Here is a 22,647-nt window from a genome sequence, read left to right on the forward strand (position 1 = left end):
CAGTTTTCATAACTAAAATAGATTTATAGATTTTAAGGAATAATAAATGACAATGATATTTGATCATAACAATAATTCTGAAGAATGTCAAATGTTTTTTGACAAGATCAATAATGGCTCGCCTTTTAGGGTTATCACTTTCATTGGACCAATTCTATCGCATTTTAAAAACGTGATGAGGAGTGGCTACCTTTCTTCTGAACCAACAAAGCAAGATCGGATAAAATCTTTCTTAATAAATAAGCGTGAATTTATAGGGTTTGTTGAAATTGTTATTGGACCTAGCGAAAGCTTGTTTTTTGTATATGAAAACGAGCCGAGTGCAAACATTTAATTTAAAAAACTACTTGTTGGTGTTAGCCAAAATGCATTGTAATCCAACAGCGATTTATTATTGCGGAAACAAGCAAGACACACAAAACACCAATACAAAAGAGATAAAATTCCTAAGTGCAAAAAGTCATGATTTTGGGAAAGAAATGGACTCTATAAGTGTTGAACTTTCAAACTCTAATACTTTTATTCAATCTCTTTTAAAATTAGGGTCTTTTTTGCATGGAAAAACTATTGAGTCTCTTAATAATCCAACAAACTATCCGCCAATTAATTTGGTAGTTACTCCAGCTTTGGCACCTTGGAAAACAACGGTGGAGATAGAGGAGCATAGAAAAAATATAACATTTGACCACTATAGGCAAAGCTCTGCACAAAACATTAAAATCAATGAAATTGCTAATGATTTAAACAGCTCTTATAATATCAATCCTAACCTAAAGAATTATCTCAAAGACAGTAGTATCCCAAAAATTTTTCTTATGCTTTTCATCTTTTTTTACTAGTAATGATAATAATTTGTCTGTTCATATAGGTTGCGAGTGTGTTAATATATATTTTAAATTAACAGAATTTGATCGTGATGATAAAAAATATTACAATCGTATTGTTTTTGAATTTAAATATGATTTAAATGAAGAAGACAAACAATATTTGATTGAATTTGTTCCCATAAAATACAACAATAATCTATCTTATTTCCCAAAAGAAGAAAATCAATTTAAAAAAAAGGTTTAACACCACTAATTCTTAAAGCCTTTGAGCATAACCATATAAAAGTGAAACATAGGGAAAAAGAATTAGAAATTCTATTTTTTGAAAATAAACAAGAGCTTTATAACTCTATTAATAAACCATAAATGAAGCACCCCCTAGAAAAGTTAAAAGACCCTGTAGAAAATCTTTTGCTATGGATTGGGCGCTTTTTGAGGACGACTAAAATCATTTTTTCATCATTTGGGAATGGTTTTAATTCTTGTGCTAAAATCAGCCTTTAAGGGTTTTGTTTTTACAAATAAATTAAAAGAGGTGTTGGATGTTATTGAATTATGATTTTTTAGAATTTGAAAATGATGAAAAAGTTAGAGTGATAGACGATAAGTTGTGTGTAAATATTTTAGATTTTTTTGGCATTGGCGATGAGAACGATAAGATTTTTCTTGGCGATGAAATCTCTAATATTAAGGACAACCCTACTGAAGCTTATGCCGCTGAAGTTTATGCAATTGAGGGTGCTAAGCTTAATGGAGTGTATGAGAAAATTAGGAGCGGACTACCTTTTGGGATTATCTCAGCGTTCAGACCTTTTAAAGGAGTTTTTACAAAGGATTTTACTGATGAAGAGCAAAAAGTGCTTATAAAAGCAGCTAAAAGCGATTCTTTAACTAGGGATTTCCTTAGAGAAAATGATGGCATTTATAGAAAACTCTGTAATTGTAAAACGTTCAATAAAGCTTTTGTGGATAAATTCACAACAGATAAGAGCAAAGCGACAATGAAAGATTTCATGTCTACTAGCGACTATGCGCAAGAAACACAACGCCTAAAATCTTTTTTAGATGGAAAGCGTGATTTTCTTGGTTATATTCAAGCGATTGGTTATTGGAAAGAAGAGATAGAAAACGATATTTTACCTAACAAAGGAATAAGTTTTTTTGTATTTCAAAACGAGCCAAGCAAGACATTCAATTTAAGAAATTATTTGTTGTTATTGGCAAGATTGTTTGATCAAGAGGCGATCTGTTATTGTAAAAACGCCATTCATGATAAAGAAAACACTTATAAGGTAGAATTGGTGAGTGCTTTATTTGGTGATTTTAATGAGGTGTGGGCTGAGTTCTCAGATATTACATTCTCAGTGCCTAGTCAATTACCGCAATCTCTCGCACGCTTAAAAAATAAGGTAGTTGCATTCTTTTCAAAACAGCTTGGTGGCAGTTGTGGTATGAATTTTAAGGAAATTGATAAGGTTCAAATAAAAGCGACATGCATGCCTAATATTGTTATTGGGGCATTTGAAGACGACATAAAATTATCTATTAAGCATAGTCAGTGGCGCGGTTATCCTAAAGTTTTTGATATTGAAAAGATAGAGAGCATAGAAAGAGAAGTTATTGAAGAGAGAACAACATAAAATAGGTTCGGCACAGAACCTTAAAATCAATCAAATTGCTGATGATTTAAAACAAGGTGAGGTAGTTAGTCATAAACTTATTGCGAACGCACTTATAACGCAAAAAGCGCCCAGCAATACATCGCATGATGACGATTTAGATCAGTTTAAAACCCCTAAATGAAACACCCCCTAGAAGAATTAAAAGACCCTATAGAAAATCTTTTGCTATGGATTGGGCGCTTTTTGCGTTACAAATGCACAAGCCTGTCTAATTCCCAAGTGAAAGATCAAAACAAGGTTTTTGAATGCTTGAACGAATTCAATCATGCATTCATCAGCTCAAGCCAATTGGAAAAAGTTTGCAAAAAAGCCCGTAATGCCGGATTACTAGGGATCAACACCTACGCATTGCCCCTACTCAAATTTCATGAATATTTTAGCAAAGCCAGACTGATAACCGAAAGGCTTGCTTTTAATTCGCTCAAAAGCATAGACGAAGTCATGTTGGCTGAATTTTTAAGTATTTATACCGGGGGTTTGAGTTTAGCCACCAAGAAAAATTACCGGATCGCCCTACTAGGGCTTTTTAGCTATATAGACAAGCAAAATCAAGATGAAAATGAAAAATCTTATATCTATAATATCACGCTTAAAAACATCAGCGGAGCGAATCAAAGCGCAGGCAACAAGCTCCCTACTCATTTAAACAATGAAGAATTAGAAAAATTTTTAGAGAGTATTGATAGAATAGAGATGTCCGCTAAAGTGCGCGCACGAAACCGCCTGCTCATTAAAATCATCGTTTTTACAGGCATGCGTTCCAATGAAGCCTTACAGCTTAAAATAAAGGATTTCACTTTAGAAAATGGCTGTTATACGATTTTGATTAAAGGCAAGGGCGATAAATACAGAGCGGTGATGCTCAAAGCTTTCCACATTGAGAGCCTTTTGAAAGAATGGCTCACAGAAAGGGAATTGTATCCTGTTAAAAACGATTTATTGTTTTGCAACCAAAAAGGCAGTGCTTTAACGCAAGCTTATTTGTATAAGCAAGTGGAGCGCATCATCAATTTTGCCGGACTCAGGCGGGAGAAAAATGGGGCACACATGTTAAGGCACTCTTTTGCGACCTTGCTTTATCAAAAACGCCATGATTTGATTTTAGTCCAAGAAGCTCTAGGGCATGCGAGCTTGAACACGAGCAGGATTTACACGCATTTTGACAAACAGCGTTTAAAAGAAGCGGCGAGCATTTGGGAAGAAAAATAAAAACACCCCCCTACTCCCTTAAGAAAATCATTTTTACCATAAAACAACTAAAACCCCCATTTTTTAAGAAATTAAAAAATTTTTAGCTCGCTCATTTAAAATTTTGCTTTCAAATTCTAACAGCCACTTTTTGACTTCTATGCCCCCATTATACCCCCCTAAAGCGCCATTTTTACGCACCACTCTATGACAAGGCACGATCAAAGAAATAGGGTTATTGCGGTTAGCGTTGCCAATAGCTCTGCAAGATTTAGGGTTATTAATGAGTTTTGCGATTTCATCGTAACTTTTTGTTTTACCATAAGGAATAGTCATTAACGCAGACCAAACTTGTTTTTGAAAAAAAGTCCCTATCAAATCTAAAGGCGCATCAAATTCAAAAAGTTGTCCCAAAAAATAGCGCTCTAAGGCTTGAACGCTGAGTTTTAATGGGGCATTCATAGGGGTGTTATGAGAAAAATTGGTCGCATCAAAATCCAATCTCAATAAATGGCTCTCATTAGCGCACAAATGCAAATACTCTAAAGGGAAACTCTTAGGGGTCTTAAAATAGTAGTGGTATAAAACCATCAAAAAAAGATTTTGTATAAAACAATCAATAGCGACAAACCATACACCCCTAAAATCAAAGCTTTATGCATCTTTTCATTCAAAAGCCCCATGATCCATTTAATCCCAATACTCACGCCCATAACTGAGCCTAAGCCCACAATCGCCCCTGCTAAAAGCACTTCTTGATTGATGATGTGGTGATATATTAAAGAAAAAGCTCCTGAAATGGAAGAAAACAAGATGAAAAATAGCCCTAACGCCACGCATTTTTTAGAATCATACCCTAAAAAATAATGCATCAAAGGCACCATGAGCATCCCCCCACCAATCCCTAAAGTGATAGCAAAAAATCCTGTGAGCGCGCCAATTAAAACTAGTTTCAAACCTTGCAAATGGTAGCGTTTGGTATCTGTTATCAAATCTTTTTTTTTGGGTTTTAGAACAAATTGGATCATAGAATACACGACTAAAAGCGCGAAAATAACCATTAAAATTTTACTGGAAACGATTTTTAAAATGAAACCGCTAAAACTCGCCCCTATCAGCCCTCCTGCCCCTATCAACAAGCCTAAAGAAAAATCAAGCGATTTTTTTTTGAAATTCAAAACAGAGCCAACGAACGATGAAAGAACCATTTGCAAAATGGAAATGCCGATGGATTCTTCAAAAGAATGCCCGGTTGCGAGCATGATAGGGACAATGATCATCCCCCCACCAATGCCAAAAATCCCTGATAGAATGCCAGTAAAAAGCCCTATCGTTATGTATAACGCATAAATATCCATAAAAACCCTTAAAAAAGTAAAACCCCCTCTATTAAAACCCCTCTAAAAGAAAATTAAAAATAATCCTATTCTAATCAAACACCAATAACCAAACTCCCTAAACAACGCTTTTAAAAGTCATGCTTTTATTGGTCTGTTTTGTTTTTGCAACACAAAGCATGCGAATCATCATTGGGTTCGCTAATAGAGAGGTTTCTTAATTCATAAGCCAATTTAATAGACGCCGCAGCGTCATCCAAGCCAAACCCCCCTTGAGCTAAAATCTGTTTGTAGCTTTCTATATACAGATTATCAAAGCTTTGCGTGAGATTGACTTCTTCGCCCTCTAGGATCATTTTATGATAAACTTTTTCTTTAGCCACTCCCATGTGTTCTGGATTGATGGAAAAAAACCATCTTATTTTGGCATGCTCTAAAAAGAGTATCCCGCACACGCAATCAGGCTCTTCTCTATTGATAACCTTGTCTTTAACGCCTCCAAATAAATACAATAAAGTGTCAAAGATATTCACTCCCATTTGAGTGGCTAACCCCCCACTCCTATTCACATCGGCTCGCCATGAAGAAAAATACCATTTCCCCTGAACGCTGATATAAGTGAGCGTGATGTCAAACACTTTTTCAGGGTTTTTTTCTAATTCGCTTTTAATTTTTTCTTTCAAAGCCAGCGTGTCGCAATGCAAGCGCAAGGGCAAAAGACTGAATACCCTTTTTTGGTATTTCACCTCTAAATCTTTTAATTCCTGTATTTCGCCAGGGTCTAAAACTAAGGGTTTTTCACAAATCACATGCATGCCGTTTCTTAACCCAAAACGGATGTGATCAAAATGCGTGTGCGTGGGCGTGCAAACGCTCAAATAGTTGATTTCTTTACCCATAGCCTTAGATTGCTCTAAATGCTTTTCAAAATCTTCAATATTGGTAAAAAACTCTGATTGCGGGAAATACTCATCTAAAACCCCCACGCTATCATGAACATCAAAAGAGCTATCCAAAAAATGCCCCGTATCTCTAATCGCTTGCAAGTGCTTGGGTGCGATAAACCCCCCTGAACCAATCATAGCAAAAAGCATTCATCTTCCTTAAATAATTTTGAATCTCATTTTAGCAAAGATTAGCTTATTTAAGCTTATATTATTGGCAATTAAAACACTCCACCGAGCGATCTAACACGCTTTTTTCATCTATGCTAGGGCTTTCGCTGCGCAAATAGTAAGTGGATTTGAGTCCTAATTTCCAAGCGAGCGTGTAGATTTCATGCAAGGTTTTACCACTGGCGTTTTCTATGCGTAAAAACACATTAACGCTTTGGCCTTGATCGATCCACTTTTGGCGTACCGCTGCCGCTTTAATCAAATCTTTAGCGTCAATATCATAGGCTGATGTGTAAAAATTCCATGTTTCTACATTCAAATTAGGCACTACCACTGGAATTAGCCCGCTCAAATTTTCTTCAAACCATTTTTTCTTATAAATGGGTTCAATCGTTTGGGTTGTGCCTACTAAAATAGAAATGGAGCTTGTAGGAGCGATCGCCATTAAATAGCCATTACGCATGCCATTAGCCTTGACTTTTTCCCTCAAACCTTGCCAATCGCAAGCGTGATTGAAAAGCCCTTTTTCGGTGAGCTTCAAGGCTTCATTATTGGCTTTATCAATGGGGAAAATCCCCTTACTCCATTCTGAATTTTCAAAATCCTTATACACCCCTTTTTCTTCCGCTAAATTCGCGCTCGTGTCAATCGCATGGTAGCTGATTTGCTCCATTAAAGCGTCAATTTTTTCTAAATGCTCTTTAGACCCCCAGGCGATTTGGTGTTCTGCGAGCATTTGCGCTTCACCCATAACCCCTAACCCTATGGCTCTATTTTGTAAATTAGTGGCTTTGACTTTGCGGTTAGGGTAGAAATTCAAATCAATCACATTGTCTAAAAGCCTGACCATGATCGGCACGACCCTTTTAATGTCTTCTTCGGTGTTGATCTTGCTTAAATTGATGCTCGCTAGATTGCACACCGCCGTTTGCCCGTCTTTAGCGACTTTAGTAGCGATATAGATTGGTTTGCCTTTAAGAATATCCGTGCTAGTGAGCTTGTTAGCGCATTTAGTGATGTTACTATCTGTCGTTACCAACTCTTTTTCTTCAAAAAACTCTATCGCGCCGTCGGTGTATTCTATTTGCATGTAGTAGTGGTTGGGCGCGGTGTTTTGAAAAATCTCCGTGCATAAATTAGACGATCGAATGATTCCTGCATGGGCGTTTGGATTACACCGATTGGCGTTGTCTTTAAAGGCCAAGAAAGGCAAACCGGCTTCAAAATAATTCATTAAGATTTTTTTCCATAAATCTTTAGCGTTAATGTATTCTTTAATGATTTTAGGATCTTTTTCATACTCTAAATAGCGTTTTTCAAAATCCTGCCCATAAAGTTCAGTCAAATCCTTACACTCATAAGGGTCAAACAAAGTCCACATCGCATCTTCTAAAACCCTTTTCATGAACAGATCGCACACCCAAAGAGCCGGGAACAAATCATGCGCTCTTCGCCTTTCATCGCCGCTATTTTTCCTTAAATCAATGAACTCCATCACATCAATGTGCCAGATTTCCAAATACACCGCAATCGCGCCCTTTCGTGTGCCTAATTGATCAACCGCAATCGCCACATCATTAGCGATTTTTAAAAACGGGATCGTGCCTGCGCTCGCATTCTTATGCCCATCAATATAGCTCCCAATAGATCGCACCAAAGAAAAATCCCAGCCAATCCCTCCGCCGTATTTGGACAATAGCGCCATTTCCTTATAGCTGTCAAAAATCCCCTCAATATTATCCGGCGTGCTACCAATATAGCATGAGCTTAATTGGTGCTTGGTGGTGCGCGCGTTCGCTAGAGTGGGGGTCGCGCACATCGCTTCAAATTTGCTTAAAACTTCATAAAATTCCAAAGCGATTTTGTTAGGTTCTTGTTCGTTTTGCGCTAAAAACATCGCAATGCTCATAAACATGTGTTGGGGCAGTTCAATAGGGTGATTGTTAGCGTCTTTTAACAAATAGCGATCATACAAGGTTTTAATCCCCAAATAGTTGAATTGGAAATCCCTTTCAGGCTTGATCTGGCTATTTAAAAACTCTAGATCAAATTTTTCCTTAAAGCCCTTAAGGATGCGGCCCTTTTCTTCAGCGTTTTCAAAATACTCTTTCAAATGCCTATACCCTGTAAAACCGCTCACTTTATGGTATAAATCATACAAAAAAAGCCTTGAGGCGACAAAACTCCAATTAGGCGTGTCAATATCTATCTTATCCACAGCGGTTTTAATCAAAGTTTGTTGGATTTCTTCAGTAGTGATCTTGTCCCTGAATTGCAACCTCGCATCCACTTCTAGCTCACTTTGGCTCACGCCCTCTAAATTGTCCGTAGCGTCCTTAGTGTATTTTTGGATTTTGGTAATGTCCAAAGGCTCAATGCGCCCGTTTCGTTTAACCACCGTAATCAAAATTTTTCCTTTAAATCAAATCATTTTCTTTTAAATTTGGCATTGTATCAATAAAAAACTTAAGAGTTAAGAAAGAGAAAAGTTTAAAAATAAAACTCTTAAAGGGGATAGGGGGTATTTTGAAATCATTCCCCTTATAGCCCCCCAGCTAAAAACCCCCTAACCCAAAAAGAGTGCTTTTTTAATCATTTGGGTTAAATCACCACCCTAATTTAGCGCAAAGCCTAGAACAAATCCCAAAACACACAAGAAAGCCAAGCATAACCAAACCCTCTATAAGGAAGTTGCTAGGATGCCCACAATACGCCGAAATCTCATGGATAGCGGCAATAAAGGGCATCGTTAAAAGCATCACATAAAAATCCCTTAGTCTTGCTCCTAACACAGCGTTATAAAACGCACCAAAAAACCTAGCCTTAAAAATGGCTTTCAAAAACTTGGGGTATCCTACTTGTAAGGATTTATAACAATCCCTACCTCGAGGGTCAAACAAGAGATTAGACAACAAAGCCGCTATTAGACCCACTAGCCACATATAATAGCTATTTTTAGGGTCAAAAATCGAATCGCTAGCTGAACCATCCATGTCATAAAAAATCCTAGCGTTTATGGAGATACATATCGTATAGACTAGAGCCACTGCCCATTGATATTCCCAATCGCTCAAACGATTTTTGATGTTCATGCTCTCTCCTTTCTTGCCTAAAGCTACCTATCATACACGAAATGACGATCATAGGTAGGTTCTCTTGGGGCTTGCGGCTCTCTATCAACGCCACGGATAAAATCTTCTACCCTATCGCCTATTTCACGACCAAACTCTCTCCCCACAGAACCACCAACTAATCTGCCAGCCCAACCACCCGCAGGACCACCAACGGCTCCCCCCATTGCACCACCAACACCACCCCCAATTGCACCACCAACAGCTCCCCCCCAAAATCTGCCAAATTCACCCCTTGCCTCTATTTTAGGACCAGCTATAGCCACATTAGCCATTGCACCGCATAAAACCACTACACAACTGAATGTTCTTAATCCACTCATAACAAATCCTTTCATAAAATGGAGATTCAAGGCATGTTTGAGCATACCTTGATGAGAATATTTATACCACAACCCTATTAAAAGCGTTGTTACAGATCAGCCAAATATCACAAAAATCTCAATAAGTGTTTTGTTTATTCACAAATTACAAGATTAAGGTAAATTGTTATTTAAAAATACGCTCAAATGAAGTTTTAAAACAGCAATTCTTTTCAAGCTCCTTAAGGCTTCTTAAAAAACTTAAAATACCCGTTTTCAATGTTAGTTTGAGGGGCGCGTGAAAGGCTTAACGAACCGCTAGGAATGTCTTTAGTGATGGTGGTGCCGCTGCCGATTAAAACATTAGAGCCGATAGTTATGGGAGCGACTAGCTGGCTATCGCTCCCTATAAAGACATTTTCACCGATGATTGTTTGGTGTTTATTTTTACCATCGTAATTGCAAGTGATCACGCCAGCCCCCACATTTGTGTTTTTCCCTATCTCGCAATCCCCTAAATAGCTCAAATGCCCTGCTTTAGCGCCTTGGAGTTTGGCGTTTTTCGTCTCTACAAAATTCCCCACATGACTATCACAAATCACGCTTTTAGGGCGCGCATGGGCAAACGGCCCCACGCTGCTATTAATAATTTGGCTCTCTTCTATCACGCTATAAGCCTTAATGCGCGCGTTTTCTATCAAGCAATTCCCAATCAAACGCACCCCTTGCTCTAAAACGCACTCCCCCTTAAAACTCACGCCTTTTTCTAAGTAAATGCTCTTTGGTAATTGCATCATTACCCCCAAGTCCATGGCGTTTTTTCGCAGTCTTTCTAACATGATTTCTTCAGCCTTCGCTCTTTCTGTTTGGCTATTCACCCCTAAAAAACACTCTTCTTCTAAAAAAATAGCGTCAATTTTTTCATTCCCCTTAATACCCAAAGCGATCAAATCCGTGAGATAGTATTCTTTTTGGGCGTTTTGGTCATGGAGTTTGGGCAAGTATTTTTCTAAAAACTCCCTTTCAAAAAAATACACGCCAGCATTCACGCTTTTAATTCCTTTTTCTTTGGCGTTAGCGTCCTTTTCTTCTACAATCTTTTTAACCTGATGGTTTTCTAAAACAACGCGCCCATAACCTTTAGGGTCAGCTAAATGCAGTAAGCCTATGGCGTTATTCTTGCTTTCTAATAAGGGGGTAAGCGTGTCTTTAGTGATTAAGGGCATGTCCGCATTCAAAATCAAAACCCGCTCATGTTGAGTGGGAATAGGCGTTTTATCTTCTTGCATGATAGCCCCACCCGTCCCTGAATATTTTTCCACGATTTGAGCGTGAAAAATGACGCCCTTAAAACGCTTTGACACCGCTTCTTTAATGCGTTCTTGTTGGTGGTGTAAGATAAGATGCACATCATTACTGATTGAAAAAGCCACTTCTAAAATGTAAAACAGCATAGGCTCCCCGCAAAGGGTGTGTAAAGTCTTAGGCAGGCTAGAACGCATGCGAGTGCCTTTGCCAGCGGCTAGTATGATTACAGAAAGCATTAAAATCCTTCAATTTATGGGGTTATTTTAGGGAATTTTAACATGCCTTATCTTATAATTTGACCTTGTTTTTATTAAAGATTTAAGGCTAGAATTGTGCGTTTTTTCATTTTTTTAATGCTTGCTCTCATTTGCCCTTTAATATGCCCCTTAATGAGTGCTGATAGCGCTTTGCCTAGCGTCAACCTCTCTTTAAACGCTCCTAATGATCCTAAACAGCTCGTAACCACCCTTAATGTCATCGCCCTGCTCACGCTTTTAGTTTTAGCCCCATCGTTGATTTTAGTGATGACGAGTTTCACCCGTTTGATTGTGGTGTTTTCTTTTTTGAGGACCGCTTTAGGCACGCAACAAACCCCTCCCACTCAAATTTTAGTCTCGCTCTCCTTGATATTGACTTTTTTTATCATGGAACCTAGCTTGAAAAAGGCTTATGATACAGGGATTAAGCCTTATATGGATAAAAAGATTTCTTACACCGAAGCGTTTGAAAAAAGCGCTCTGCCTTTCAAGGAATTCATGCTCAAAAACACACGAGAAAAGGATCTAGCGCTTTTTTTTAGGATTAGGAATTTGCCTAACCCTAAAACCCCTGATGATGTGAGCTTGAGCGTTTTAATCCCGGCGTTTATGATAAGCGAGTTGAAAACAGCGTTTCAAATCGGCTTTTTACTCTACTTGCCTTTTTTGGTGATTGATATGGTTATCAGCTCTATTTTAATGGCGATGGGCATGATGATGCTCCCGCCTGTAATGATTTCTCTGCCTTTTAAAATTTTAGTGTTTATTCTGGTGGATGGGTTTAATTTATTGACCGAAAATTTAGTGGCGAGTTTTAAAATGGTTTAATATCAAACATTCAAGCCATAAAAGGATAGCTTGAAATTAATTTAAAACTCATAATTCAAATACGCTGTAATGGATCTCCCTGGCGCGGGTTCTCTCCCTGTAGGGCTTGTGCCAATCCCCCTAAAATAATACTTCATGTTAAAAAGGTTATTGATTTGCAAACTCCCTGTGATTTTATGCCTACCGCTTTGCCATAAAATTGAGCTTACTTGAACATTCAACACAAAATACAAGGGCAATAACCCCACTGAATTACAACCATACTCTAACCCTCCTGTGTATTCTGGGTTTAAGGGCAGGCACACGGTTTGATCTTTAGCTTGATTGAGCATGGAACTATAAGCACGGCTATAAAAATAGCTACTGATACCAAAAGTCGTGTGCTTGTAAGTATACATCATGTCAAATATGAATTGGTTAGGACTCACATAGGGCAAGCGCTTCCCTTTAATGTCAAAGGGTTTATTGACAATGCCTGTAAAATAATAAGCAATATCATCAGCGTTAGAAGTGATGCGCGCATCAATATAAGTGTAAGCCACATGGAATTGCAAACCCCTAATCGGCGCGTAATACAATTCCAATTCCACCCCTTGACTTCTGGCATCCACAGGCTGCGGGCTATAGCCTCCCGCATAGTAACGCTTGGCAAAAATCACAAAATAATTGGTGTTAAAGCTCAATAGATTTTTATAACTATAGCGTTGCCCCACTTCAATTTCATTAAAAATTTGGTTGTAATTAGTCCTAGTAATGCCTACCATTGTGTGTTGTGGGGGGATAAAACTGCGGCGGTAGTTCGCATACCATATCCAATTTTCCATAGGTTTATAGCCAATATTAAGGGCAGGACTCCATTCGTTTTGACGCTGTTTTTTACTGGTCCATACGGAAAAATCGTGCTTTTCTGGCTCTTTGTTGTTATAGTTCAAAAAAGTGTATCTAATCCCTGGAGTTATCGCTAATTTAGAATCAAAAAGCTCTATTTTATCGCTCAACCATACCGCTGTATAGTTATTAAACATTTCTTGATTATTGTTAGGCGTTTTAGAAAGGACATAAGGAGGCATGTGGCACACCCCATTGATAATATCCGATTTTTCGCATGTGCTTTGATCGGATCTAATGAACATGTCCATCGTCATAAAACGCATGCCCACATTAAAAGTTTGCTTAACTTTATTGGTATTGACAACTAAGTTCAAATTAGGCTCAAAAGCGTTCATCACATAGCGCCTTAAATGATCAAAAATAAAAAATCCTGGATAATTTTGATCCGTATAAACAGGGCCTAATTTAGGATTGGTATTGACATTTAAATAGTTAGAATCAAATTTAAAATCCCTTGACATGTCATGCCCATAGTAACTGAAAGTGAAATCCCCACCGACTCTATCCGTGTCCCCAAAAAAGTTTTGATACACAGCTCCCCATCGCTTCGCTCTCCCGCTTTTATCGTTATTGGGGCGGTTGTTTTGAAAACGATTTTGATTGTAAGCGGCTATGCCTAAAGATCCAGGGTCTGTCAAGAAATAACTATAATATTGAAAAAAAGCGGTGATCTTGTTGCTATCATTGATTTGATACAACGAATCTAACATGTAGTTTTGAATATCCGTAGGGCTGTTGTATCTAAACCCCTGCCCTTTGAGCCAATTGACTTGAGCTTGGATTCCAAAATGCTTATTCATCATACCCCCCGTTCTTAAATAGGTGTTAAAAAGCATGTTATTAACTAAGCTTTTATCAATGTTTTTAGAATTTTGATTGAAAAACCCCCCATTTTCAGACTTGCCCCAAAAAGTGGTCCTCTCGCTCACCTGACTTTCCCAATTGGTAGGAATGCCTTTGGTGATAATGTTGATCACACCGCCAAAAGCGTTAGGGCCATAACGCACGCTCTCCCCACCCTTAGTTACGCTGATTCTATCCACAGATTGAAAGGTTACAGGAAAAATAACCGTGCCAATTTCAACATAGGGCGCGACATAAATAGGAATCCCATTGACTAGAATCATTCCCGTATTAGAATGCCCTGGGCCTCCCGCACCAAACCCCCTAATGGAAATGCTAGGCACAGCTCCAATACCTGTAGAGTTTCTAATATGCACGCCCGGCACATTTTGCAAAGCTTCTTCAATGCTTTGATTGGCGCTTTTAGTGAGCTGTTTATTAGAAATCACCGTGCGAGAACCCATATAGTTTCTAACCTCCTTACTTCTCCAACTTAAAGGCGCTTCTTTATCGTTAGCTATTCCTGAAGCTTCCACCCTTTCCAAATTATGAGTCTTTACGGCATGCGCGCTATGACTCAAAACAGCTAGAGAGACTAAAATTCTTTTCATTTACTGCCTTTTATGAAAAATGTTACTTTTTACAACAAGGAAGATTTTATAATAACCATTATTAGTTTTAGCTTAAATTTTTAAAAAATTATTATTTAGATAATATTAATGACTTTTTTTATCAAAAATGCCGATTAATGCGAATGTTGATGGAAAGGATTGGAATATAAAGAAAAATAAAAATTTTTTAATATTTCTAATGGGGGAATTTTAAACAAATAAAGGGTTTTTAAACCCTTTATGGCTAGCCTTTAAACCAAAATTTGAGTCGCATAAAAAGCTATCAAGGAAAACGCATACGCCACAACGGTTGTGAATATGAACAAATACGCTACAAACTTTATCCCCCCAGCTTCCCTACCAAAAGTGATGGTCGCTGCAAAACAAGGGATATAAAACATCACAAACACGATAAAAGCGATCCCGCTAGGCACGCTGACTTCTTTTCTTAAAATTTCTCTAAAAGCGTCAGATTTTTCGTTTTGATCCCCTAAAGAAAACAACACCCCCAAAGTAGAAACCACCACCTCTTTAGCCATAAATCCGGTTACAAGCGACACACTCAAACGCCAATCAAAATCCATAGGGCTAAAGACTTTTTCTAAATACGCCCCACCTCTTCCTACAACGCTATTTTTTAAATTCTTTTTATCCAATTCGGTTTTTAATTCTTTTAATTTTTCTTCTTTGGCTTCGCTTGAAAGAGTGGTATCCTTATTCACTAATAAGCTTTCTTGCTTATAAGTCTTCATAGCCGCATCATTTTTAGGGTATTGAGACATAAACCAGATTAAAATCGCTCCCACTAAAATATAAGTCCCGGCTTTTTTGAGGTAAGAAAGCGATTTGGTATAGATACTGAAATAGACCATTCTCCAACTGGGAAAGCGGTATTTGGGCATTTCCATGATAAAGGATTCAGTCTGTCCTTTAAACACGCTTAATTTGAGTAATTTGGCCATCACTAACGCCACAACCGCCCCCAAAATATAAATGCAAAACAGCACAAACCCCGCGCTTGAAGAGGGGAAAAACGAGCCTACAAACAGCACATAAATAGGGAGTCTTGCCGAGCAACTCATAAAGCCGATCACAAAAAGCGTGATCAATCGTTCGTTATAGTTTTGTAAGGTTCTTGTGGCCATGTAAGCGGGCACTGAGCAGCCAAACCCGGTGATTAAAGGGATAAAGCTCTTCCCATGCAAGCCAAATTTATGCAAGATCCCATCTAATAAAAACGCCACCCTACTCATATAGCCTGTCGTCTCTAGTAAAGAAATCCCAAAATACAACACCACGATTAAGGGCAAGAATGAAACTGTCGCTCCCACTCCCCCAATAATGCCATCGCCCACCAAAGACGCTAGATCTTCATTAGCCACATTTTCCTTAATGCTATCGCTCAAAAATTTAAACCCCTCTTCAAGCGCTTTTTGCACTCCCCCCCCTATTAAAAAGCTCAAGGAAAAAATGATAAACATAAACCCTAAAAAAATGAAAATCCCATAACGCTGGTGCATTAAAATCTTATCAATCTTATAAGTGTGTTCAAAACTCGCATTTTGTTTGTTTTCACTGATCACTGATTTAGCGATTTTTTGAGCGCTCTGGCTGTATTTTAAAGACTCTTTAAAGCTTTGAGATGGGACTTTGATGTTTTCATTGTTTGCAGTGTTTTGAGAATAAAGCCTGACAATTTCATCTAACAAAAGCTCTGTGTTCAAGCGATCTTCTTTGGATCTCGCGCTCGTTGGCACGCACACAACCCCTAATTGTTGAGAGAGCTTTTCTGTATTGATTTTAATGCCCTCTTTTTGCGCCTCATCCCACATGTTGAGCGCGAGCAACATTTTTTTATTCGTGTCTAATAGCTGTGCGCTTAAGGCTAAATTACGCTCTAAATTGGTGGAATCCACCACATTGAGAATGAGATCGTATTGCCCCTTTTCTAAAAAATCTTTAGTAACCTTTTCTTCAGTGGTGAAGTCATTGAGCGCGTAAGTGCCTGGTAAATCAATGATAGTGATTTGATGCTCTTTATGGACTAAGCTCACTTCCATTTTATCCACGGTAACCCCGGCAAAATTCCCCACTTTCAAATGGGCGTTACTCAAAGCGTTGATAAGGGACGATTTCCCCACATTAGGCTGGCCCACAAGGGCGATAGTGATTTCTTTCATTGGGTTTGAATGCTCCACATTAAAGTTTTTTTAATTTTTTGGTTATATCGTTTTTAGATTGAAAGTTAGCACTATAGCGCTATAAGACTAATTGTTATATAATAAAAGCGAGACAAGAATGTCAAAATGCGAAAGGGGCGTGTGATGTTGTGCGTGTTTGATATAGAAACCATTCCTAATATAAGCTTGTGTAAAGAGCATTTTCAATTAAAAGAAGACGATGCGCTAAAAATCTGTGAATGGAGTTTTGAAAAGCAAAAAGAAAAAAGCGGGAGCGAGTTTTTGCCCCTTTATTTGCATGAAATTGTCTCTATTGCAGCGGTCATTGGCGATGATTACGGGCAATTTATCAAAGTGGGGAATTTTGGTCAAAAACACGAGAATAAAGAGGGTTTTACAAGCGAAAAAGAGCTTTTAGAAGACTTTTTTAGATACTTTAACGAAAAGCAACCGCGCTTAATAAGCTTCAATGGCAGAGGTTTTGATATGCCCCTACTCACGCTCAAAGCCCTTAAATACAATTTAACCTTAGACGCTTTTTACAGCCAAGAAAACAAATGGGAGAATTACCGTGCGCGCTATAGCGAGCAGTTTCATTTGGATCTAATGGATAGCTTGAGCCATTATGGGTCTGTTAGGGGGTTGAATTTGAATGGCATTTGCTCTATGACGAATATTCCTGGTAAATTTGATGTGAGCGGGGATTTGGTGCATGCGATTTATTACAACCCCAATTTAAGCCAAAAGGAGAAAAAAGAGATTATTGACAGCTATTGCCAGAGCGATGTGCTTAACACTTACTGGCTTTTTTTAAAATACGAAGTGCTAAAAGGGGCTTTAAATAAGGAGCAATACCTTGGGCTATTGAATGATTTTTTAGCCAAATTCCCTAAAGAAAAATCCTATTCAAGCGTTTTTACTAACGCTTTAGAGAAAGAAATTAGGGAGTTTGCTTAAAATTCTATGATTATAGAAACAGTATATCTGATATTTTAACAAAGAGTCTTTTATGCCCATAATATCAAAAAATAAACCATATAGTTTTATTAAAAACCTTGAGTTTTACACGATTAAACGCATTAAGGATATGGGTTCTCACCCTAGCCAAGACCATTTAAATGAATTGCTAGAATTGTTTAAACAAGATTTAAGTATTGATCTAAAAAGAGAGATAGCAAGCTCTATTGGTAGGCAACTTGATGATGATATTATTTATAATTTTTTAAAGCAAGAAGCTTTTAAAGAACATTACATGGAAGTTGTTTATCAATTTTTACGCACTGCTTTATATAAATCTAAGGATATGCGATTCGCAAAATCATGCGATGACTTGTTGCAATACTATCAAAATGAAAACATGCAAAAAATGAAACAATACTATGACTACCGCCACGCCAAAAAACCACCTTTAAAAATTATAGTTATTAAAAACCTTCTTTATTAGTTGGGGATAATACGCAAACGCTCAATAAAATCGCTCCTAATTCTGTCAATCTTATTTTCACTTCACCACCTTACTATAATGCTAGAATTTATAGCGACTATAAAAATTACAAAGATTATCTAAGTGCCATGTCTCAAAGTTTAAAGGCTTGTTTTAGAGTGTTAGAAGAGGGGCGTTTTATTATCATTAATGTTTCACCTATAATTACCAAGAGAGCTGGGCGTGAGTTTGAAAGCGTGCGTTATCCTATTCATTTTGATTTCCATCAAATTTTAATTGACAATGGATTTTACTTTGTAGATGAAATCTTATGGATTAAACCTGATTTTAGTGTGCCTAATCGTATCGGAGGGTATTTGCAAAATAAAAAACCTTTAGGATACAAACCTAATTGTGTGAGTGAAAGTTTGTTGGTTTATCGTAAAAAAGCTCCTTTTCTACTAGAAAAAAATATTAAAATAGCTGAAAAACGACTAAAACCAATTAAACAAAATCATACTTTATTTGGAAAAAAGAATTGCCTATAGAAACCACTAATTGTTGGTATATTACTCCAAAGTCTAGTAAAGATCATCCGGCAGTATTCCCTGAAAGTCTTTGTGAAAGAGCGCTAAATTACTACTCTTTTGAAAATGAAGTTGTATGCGACCCTTTTGCCGGTAGTGGCACTTTTGGAATGATTGCAAAATCTATGGGGCGTATTCCTTTATTATGCGAACAACATCCAAAATACGCTCAAAATCTAATCAAACTTGGTTTTAAGGAAATCTAAAAATGAATTTTAATGAATCAGTTTTAAATCATACGATTGATTTACTCTTAAAAGGAAAAGATTATAGAGAAGTAGTTTTAAATACTATCAACACAGAGTTTTTAGATTTTGCTATATCTTTTTTTAAAGATATTGTTTATGCAAAAATGCATGATAAATCTATAGATTTTAGTTGGTATCAGCAGTATGTTATTATTAAACTTTCAATTTAATTTTGTTTAAAATATATTATGTGTATAATCATAAGAAATTCACTCAAAGGTAGTGCCATGCTTATAAACGCTGTCATAGAAAAAGATGAGAATGGGTATTTTGCTTTTGTCCCCTTTCTAAAAGGCTGTGTATCACAAGGGAAAAGTTATGAAGAAGCCCTAAGAAACATTAAAGAAGCCATAGAGCTTTATTTGGGAGATTTAGAAGCCGATGAGTTAGCTTTTCTTTCTAAGAAAAATTCTGTAATAGCACCCATTGAGATAGCTTTTGCCTGAATTGCCACGACTCACAGCTAAAGAAGCAGAGAAGCTATTATTGCAGAATGGATTTGTTTTCTCTAGGCAAAAAGGCAGCCATAGAATTTATGTGAAAGATAAAATCAGGCAGGTTTTGCCTTTTCATTCTGGCGAAATCTTGCACCCTAAAATAGTGAAAGAAATCATGGAAAATATCCTTAAATGAAATCTAAAGAAGTCTTAAAGATCTTAAAAATATCCCGTGTTACTCTTTGGAAGTATGTTAAAAGTGGGAAGATACGAGTTAAACAAGAACCCAATGGTTACTATATATACAACGATTCTGATGTCTATTCTTTAGCAGGAATTGAAGATGGTAGGCTGAATGTAGTTTATGCTAGGGTAAGCACTCAAAAGCAGAAACAAGACTTGCAAAATCAAATAGAAAACTGTATCTCTTTTATAAATGCTAAAGGAATATCTGTAGATAGTATCTATTCTGATATTAAAAGCGGCATGTCTTTGGACAGAAAGGGTTTTATGGATCTTCTTAATGCGGTAATGGCGTTTAAAATTAAGGCGGTTTATATTTCCTATAAAGACCGATTAGCTAGATTGAGCTATGAGTTAGTAGAAAAGCTATTTAGCGATTATGGCACTAAAATCGTTATTATCAATCAGTGTGAATCAATCAGTTTAGAGCAAGAACTGTTTGAGGACATCATGCAAACAATCCATTCTTTTTCTATGAAGATGTATTCTAAGCGCCGCATTGCTAAAAAGTTGCTTTTAGAGAGTAAGGTTAATCCAGCCTTGCTAAAATCTCTTAATGGGGAAACAGATGACCTTGACTGAACGCCATATTATTAGACCCACGCACCCCATTTTTAAACGCATTAAGGACTTTTGCCATCTGTCTAAAAACCTTTACAACTACGCTAATTTTATTTTAAGAGAGCATTACTTTGCAGGTTTTAAGTTGCCTACAGCCTACGATTTAATCAATCGCTTTGTCAAAGAAAGCCAAAGAGATTACAAAGCTTTGCCTGCCCAAAGCGCGCAACAGGTATTAATGCTTTTATCTCAAAATTGGAAAAGCTATTTAAAAGCCCTTAAAGCTTACAAACTCAAGCCTTCTAGCTTTCTAGCGCGTCCAAAAATCCCTAAATTCAAACCAAAAGATGGCGTATCTATAGGGGTTTTAACAAACCAGCAAACTAGCTTTACGAAAGGACGCATGACAAAAATTAAATTCCCAAAAAAAGCTAATTTAAAAAGACTTATCACTAAAATAAACCCTCAAACTTCTAGGCTAAAGCAAGTGCGCTTAATCCCTAAAACCACTTGTTTTATCGTGGAAGTTGTCTATGAGCAAACCACGCACAAACTCCCACAAACTCATGGCATTGGCATTATGGGTATTGATCTAGGCTTGAACAACTTCGTAACTGCAATAGATAATCAAAGTAGTCCTTTTATTATCAAAGGCGGAGGGGTGAAGTCTGTCAATCAGTGGTTTAACAAACTCAAAGCCCATTATCAAGCCAAAGCCAAGACTTCAAATAAGCGCTTTTGGACAAAACGCTTAGGCAAATTAGCTCTATGGAGGGAGTGTAAAGTCAATGATTTTATGCACAAGGCGAGCGCCTATGTGGTGGGGCATTGCTTAAAAAAGGGCATTTCTACAATTGTCATCGGTAAAAATGATGGCTGGAAACAAGAGCTAAAGCTAGGTAAGAGAACCAATCAGAACTTTACTAATATCCCTTATGAATCCTTTATTGAAAAACTAGCCTACAAGTGTGCTTTGGTTGGGATAACTTTGCATACAACAGAAGAGAGATTTACGAGCAAGTGCGACCACTTGGCTAACGAACCCATGCAGCACCACGAGCAATATTTAGGTAAAAGAGTTAAACGAGGGCTATTTAAATCTAGCATAGGCAAATCCCTAAACGCCGATATTAACGGTGCAATTGGCATTTTAAGAAAAGTATTCCCTGATGCAGTGAAAACTCTAAGGGATAGCGGAGTAGTGTTTACTCCAGTAAAAATCTCGTTGGCGTTTTAAACACGATGGGAAAATTTACAAAAAATAACTTTTTAAATACTTTTAATAAGATTAAAGAGTTTTTTAGACATGGATAATAAAGATCCAAAAGATATAGCCATTTTGTGTGGAACCAATATCAAAACTATTTTTAATACTTATGGGACTTCTACTAAAGAAGTTGTTTTAGATATTGCAGAATTTAGAAAACGGCAACATGACAGATTTAGGTATCAATATTAAAATTACCTATAAGGATGTTAGTGTTAATTTAGACTTAAAAGAAAGCTTGCTTGTTATTAATGCCTTAGCAACCAAGAAAATTGCTTTAAGGAGAAGCGCATATTCTATGATAGGTAAAAGAATTGAAAAGCCTTTAATGTTAGAATTGTGTAAGCGTTGCGGTATTTCAGAAAGTCATATTGACGCAACTAATTTTAAAAAAGACAAAAAATTGGAGTATGATAGAGAAGTAGATTTTAAACTTTATAATAAGGATAGGAGTAAAGTTTATAGGGTAGAAGTTAAATTAATGAGTAAAGACAATCCCGAAAGTGCTGATGCGGTCATTGCAAGAGATACGGATATTTTTATAGCTTATACCTTAAGCGAACAAAATAAACAACAGCTTGAATATTTAAACATTGTTTATTTAGCTCTAAAAAATAATTCCAATATTCTATTAGATTTTAAAAAACTCTGTAAGCGTTTGGATATACCATTGATAAATCATGCACGATAAATTTGTGTTCTATCTAAGATATTGTGGGTTTTAGGAAAACTACCTTTAATTCAACCCAATATCCATCAATGAGCCTTAAGTTACTAGACACGCATCGCTAAAAACAAACTCCTATCCCAAATTTTTGGCATAAGAAGAGGCATAAAGCCTCTTCATAAAAAGGATTAAGCGATTTTAATGTCTTTCTGGGGGCTGTATGCCTAGCCAATCTTTATAGAATGTCTCTATATCAGGCTCAAAATCATGGATCACAGGATACCAAGGAGTCGGAGCTTCAACATCCAAAAGGATGCCGCAATCCGGGCAAATATACTCCCGATACACTTGCCAGTTAGTATCACTGGCTAAGAGTTTAGGATACACCTCTTCCATTTTTTCTGCTGTATCGCGCACATAGATGTTTGCATGCAATTTCCAATTCTCCTCTGGAGCGCAAAACGCATGACCGCATGAACACTTAATGACCCATTTCTTTTGAGAATCTTGCACCACAAACAAATGCGGCCCCAAGGGTAAGACGATTTTGTCATCAAAATCCACCTTATCTTGCAACACCTTCAAATACATTTGGAACCTCTCATGATCTTTAGGCATGCTCAACATCTTTAAGACAGTGTTCCAATCCAAGTTCCCCTCTACCAAATTTTTAATTTGTTCTTGTGTGTATTTTGACATAACCATTCTCCTTCA

At 37.2% G+C, this 22,647-nt stretch carries 17 protein-coding genes and 6 pseudogenes; 13 read left to right on the top strand and 10 right to left on the bottom strand.

Annotated elements, in window-relative coordinates; genetic code table 11:
* Positions 1–46: 46 nt before the first annotated feature.
* From CS889_RS08450 to xerH, 4 genes and pseudogenes are all read left to right on the top strand, one after another.
* Positions 47–749, top strand: a pseudogene (locus CS889_RS08450) (hypothetical protein); the annotation flags it as partial.
* Positions 744–1,193 (top strand): annotated as a pseudogene (locus CS889_RS08735) (hypothetical protein); the annotation flags it as partial. The pseudogenes CS889_RS08450 and CS889_RS08735, both read left to right, overlap by 6 nt.
* 176 nt (positions 1,194–1,369) lie before the next feature.
* Positions 1,370–2,630 (top strand): annotated as a pseudogene (locus CS889_RS03530) (hypothetical protein).
* Positions 2,627–3,718 (top strand): tyrosine recombinase XerH, encoded by a 1,092-nt coding sequence (xerH, locus tag CS889_RS03535; protein ID WP_089086860.1) that lies wholly within the window; start codon positions 2,627–2,629, stop codon positions 3,716–3,718. The pseudogene CS889_RS03530 and the gene xerH overlap by 4 nt, the downstream one beginning before the upstream one ends.
* 63 nt (positions 3,719–3,781) lie before the next feature.
* On the opposite strand, the gene CS889_RS03540 is transcribed toward xerH, so the two are convergent.
* The 7 genes from CS889_RS03540 to glmU form a co-directional block, all read right to left on the bottom strand.
* A complete protein-coding gene (locus tag CS889_RS03540) occupies positions 3,782–4,288 on the bottom strand; it encodes a methylated-DNA--[protein]-cysteine S-methyltransferase (RefSeq protein ID WP_099169102.1) in 507 nt (168 codons plus the stop codon).
* Positions 4,288–5,055: a sulfite exporter TauE/SafE family protein gene (locus CS889_RS03545; protein WP_089086861.1), complete on the bottom strand. Its 768-nt coding sequence runs from the start codon at positions 5,053–5,055 to the stop codon at positions 4,288–4,290. The genes CS889_RS03540 and CS889_RS03545 overlap by 1 nt, the downstream gene beginning before the upstream one ends.
* A gap of 125 nt (positions 5,056–5,180) precedes the next feature.
* Complete coding sequence (locus tag CS889_RS03550) at positions 5,181–6,128, bottom strand: Gfo/Idh/MocA family protein (RefSeq protein WP_000895595.1); 948 nt, start codon at positions 6,126–6,128, stop codon at positions 5,181–5,183.
* A gap of 61 nt (positions 6,129–6,189) precedes the next feature.
* Positions 6,190–8,556 (bottom strand): ribonucleoside-diphosphate reductase subunit alpha, encoded by a 2,367-nt coding sequence (locus tag CS889_RS03555; RefSeq protein WP_089086862.1) that lies wholly within the window; start codon positions 8,554–8,556, stop codon positions 6,190–6,192.
* Between the two features lie 199 nt (positions 8,557–8,755).
* Entirely contained in the window at positions 8,756–9,241 is a 486-nt protein-coding gene (locus tag CS889_RS03560) for a hypothetical protein (RefSeq protein WP_001963181.1), read from the bottom strand.
* Between the two features lie 23 nt (positions 9,242–9,264).
* Entirely contained in the window at positions 9,265–9,618 is a 354-nt protein-coding gene (locus CS889_RS03565) for a hypothetical protein (RefSeq protein WP_001963184.1), read from the bottom strand.
* A 206-nt stretch (positions 9,619–9,824) separates the two neighbouring features.
* Positions 9,825–11,126: a bifunctional UDP-N-acetylglucosamine diphosphorylase/glucosamine-1-phosphate N-acetyltransferase GlmU gene (gene glmU, locus CS889_RS03570; protein ID WP_089086864.1), complete on the bottom strand. Its 1,302-nt coding sequence runs from the start codon at positions 11,124–11,126 to the stop codon at positions 9,825–9,827.
* Between the two features lie 96 nt (positions 11,127–11,222).
* Between glmU and fliP the strand changes: the two genes are divergently transcribed.
* Entirely contained in the window at positions 11,223–11,975 is a 753-nt protein-coding gene (fliP, locus tag CS889_RS03580; protein ID WP_001210308.1) for a flagellar type III secretion system pore protein FliP, read from the top strand.
* Between the two features lie 41 nt (positions 11,976–12,016).
* Here fliP and CS889_RS03585 read toward each other — a convergent pair whose 3' ends face one another.
* Complete coding sequence (locus CS889_RS03585; RefSeq protein WP_033746733.1) at positions 12,017–14,320, bottom strand: TonB-dependent receptor family protein; 2,304 nt, start codon at positions 14,318–14,320, stop codon at positions 12,017–12,019.
* Between the two features lie 251 nt (positions 14,321–14,571).
* Entirely contained in the window at positions 14,572–16,500 is a 1,929-nt protein-coding gene (feoB, locus tag CS889_RS03590; protein WP_089087383.1) for a ferrous iron transport protein B, read from the bottom strand.
* 126 nt (positions 16,501–16,626) lie between these two features.
* On the opposite strand from feoB, the gene CS889_RS03595 reads away from it, so the two are divergent.
* The 8 genes and pseudogenes from CS889_RS03595 (at position 16,627) to CS889_RS03630 (ending at position 21,957) form a co-directional block, all read left to right on the top strand.
* Positions 16,627–17,457, top strand: coding sequence for a 3'-5' exonuclease (locus tag CS889_RS03595; protein WP_172825105.1), 831 nt, complete (start codon positions 16,627–16,629; stop codon positions 17,455–17,457).
* Positions 17,458–17,509: 52 nt separating this feature from the next.
* Positions 17,510–18,716, top strand: a pseudogene (locus tag CS889_RS03600) (DNA-methyltransferase).
* 2 nt (positions 18,717–18,718) lie between these two features.
* A pseudogene (locus CS889_RS03605) lies at positions 18,719–18,910 on the top strand (CfrBI family restriction endonuclease); the annotation flags it as partial.
* 75 nt (positions 18,911–18,985) lie between these two features.
* Positions 18,986–19,204 carry a type II toxin-antitoxin system HicB family antitoxin gene (locus CS889_RS03610; RefSeq protein ID WP_000906664.1) on the top strand — a complete coding sequence of 73 codons (219 nt, stop codon included), beginning with the start codon at positions 18,986–18,988 and terminating at the stop codon, positions 19,202–19,204.
* Positions 19,197–19,391, top strand: coding sequence for a type II toxin-antitoxin system HicA family toxin (locus tag CS889_RS03615; protein ID WP_001114660.1), 195 nt, complete (start codon positions 19,197–19,199; stop codon positions 19,389–19,391). Before CS889_RS03610 ends, CS889_RS03615 begins: the two co-directional genes overlap by 8 nt.
* Entirely contained in the window at positions 19,388–20,020 is a 633-nt protein-coding gene (locus CS889_RS03620) for an IS607 family transposase (RefSeq protein WP_089086659.1), read from the top strand. Before CS889_RS03615 ends, CS889_RS03620 begins: the two co-directional genes overlap by 4 nt.
* Positions 20,007–21,236, top strand: coding sequence for an RNA-guided endonuclease InsQ/TnpB family protein (locus CS889_RS03625; RefSeq protein WP_024117745.1), 1,230 nt, complete (start codon positions 20,007–20,009; stop codon positions 21,234–21,236). Before CS889_RS03620 ends, CS889_RS03625 begins: the two co-directional genes overlap by 14 nt.
* A 69-nt stretch (positions 21,237–21,305) precedes the next feature.
* Positions 21,306–21,957: pseudogene (locus CS889_RS03630) on the top strand (CfrBI family restriction endonuclease).
* 174 nt (positions 21,958–22,131) lie between these two features.
* Here the strand turns inward: CS889_RS03630 and CS889_RS03635 are convergent.
* On the bottom strand, positions 22,132–22,632 hold the full coding sequence (locus CS889_RS03635) for an acetone carboxylase subunit gamma (RefSeq protein WP_033598167.1): 501 nt from the start codon (positions 22,630–22,632) through the stop codon (positions 22,132–22,134).
* Between the last annotated feature and the right edge of the window lie 15 nt (positions 22,633–22,647).

The organism is Helicobacter pylori (assembly GCF_900120335.1).
Lineage (GTDB): Bacteria > Campylobacterota > Campylobacteria > Campylobacterales > Helicobacteraceae > Helicobacter > Helicobacter pylori_BU.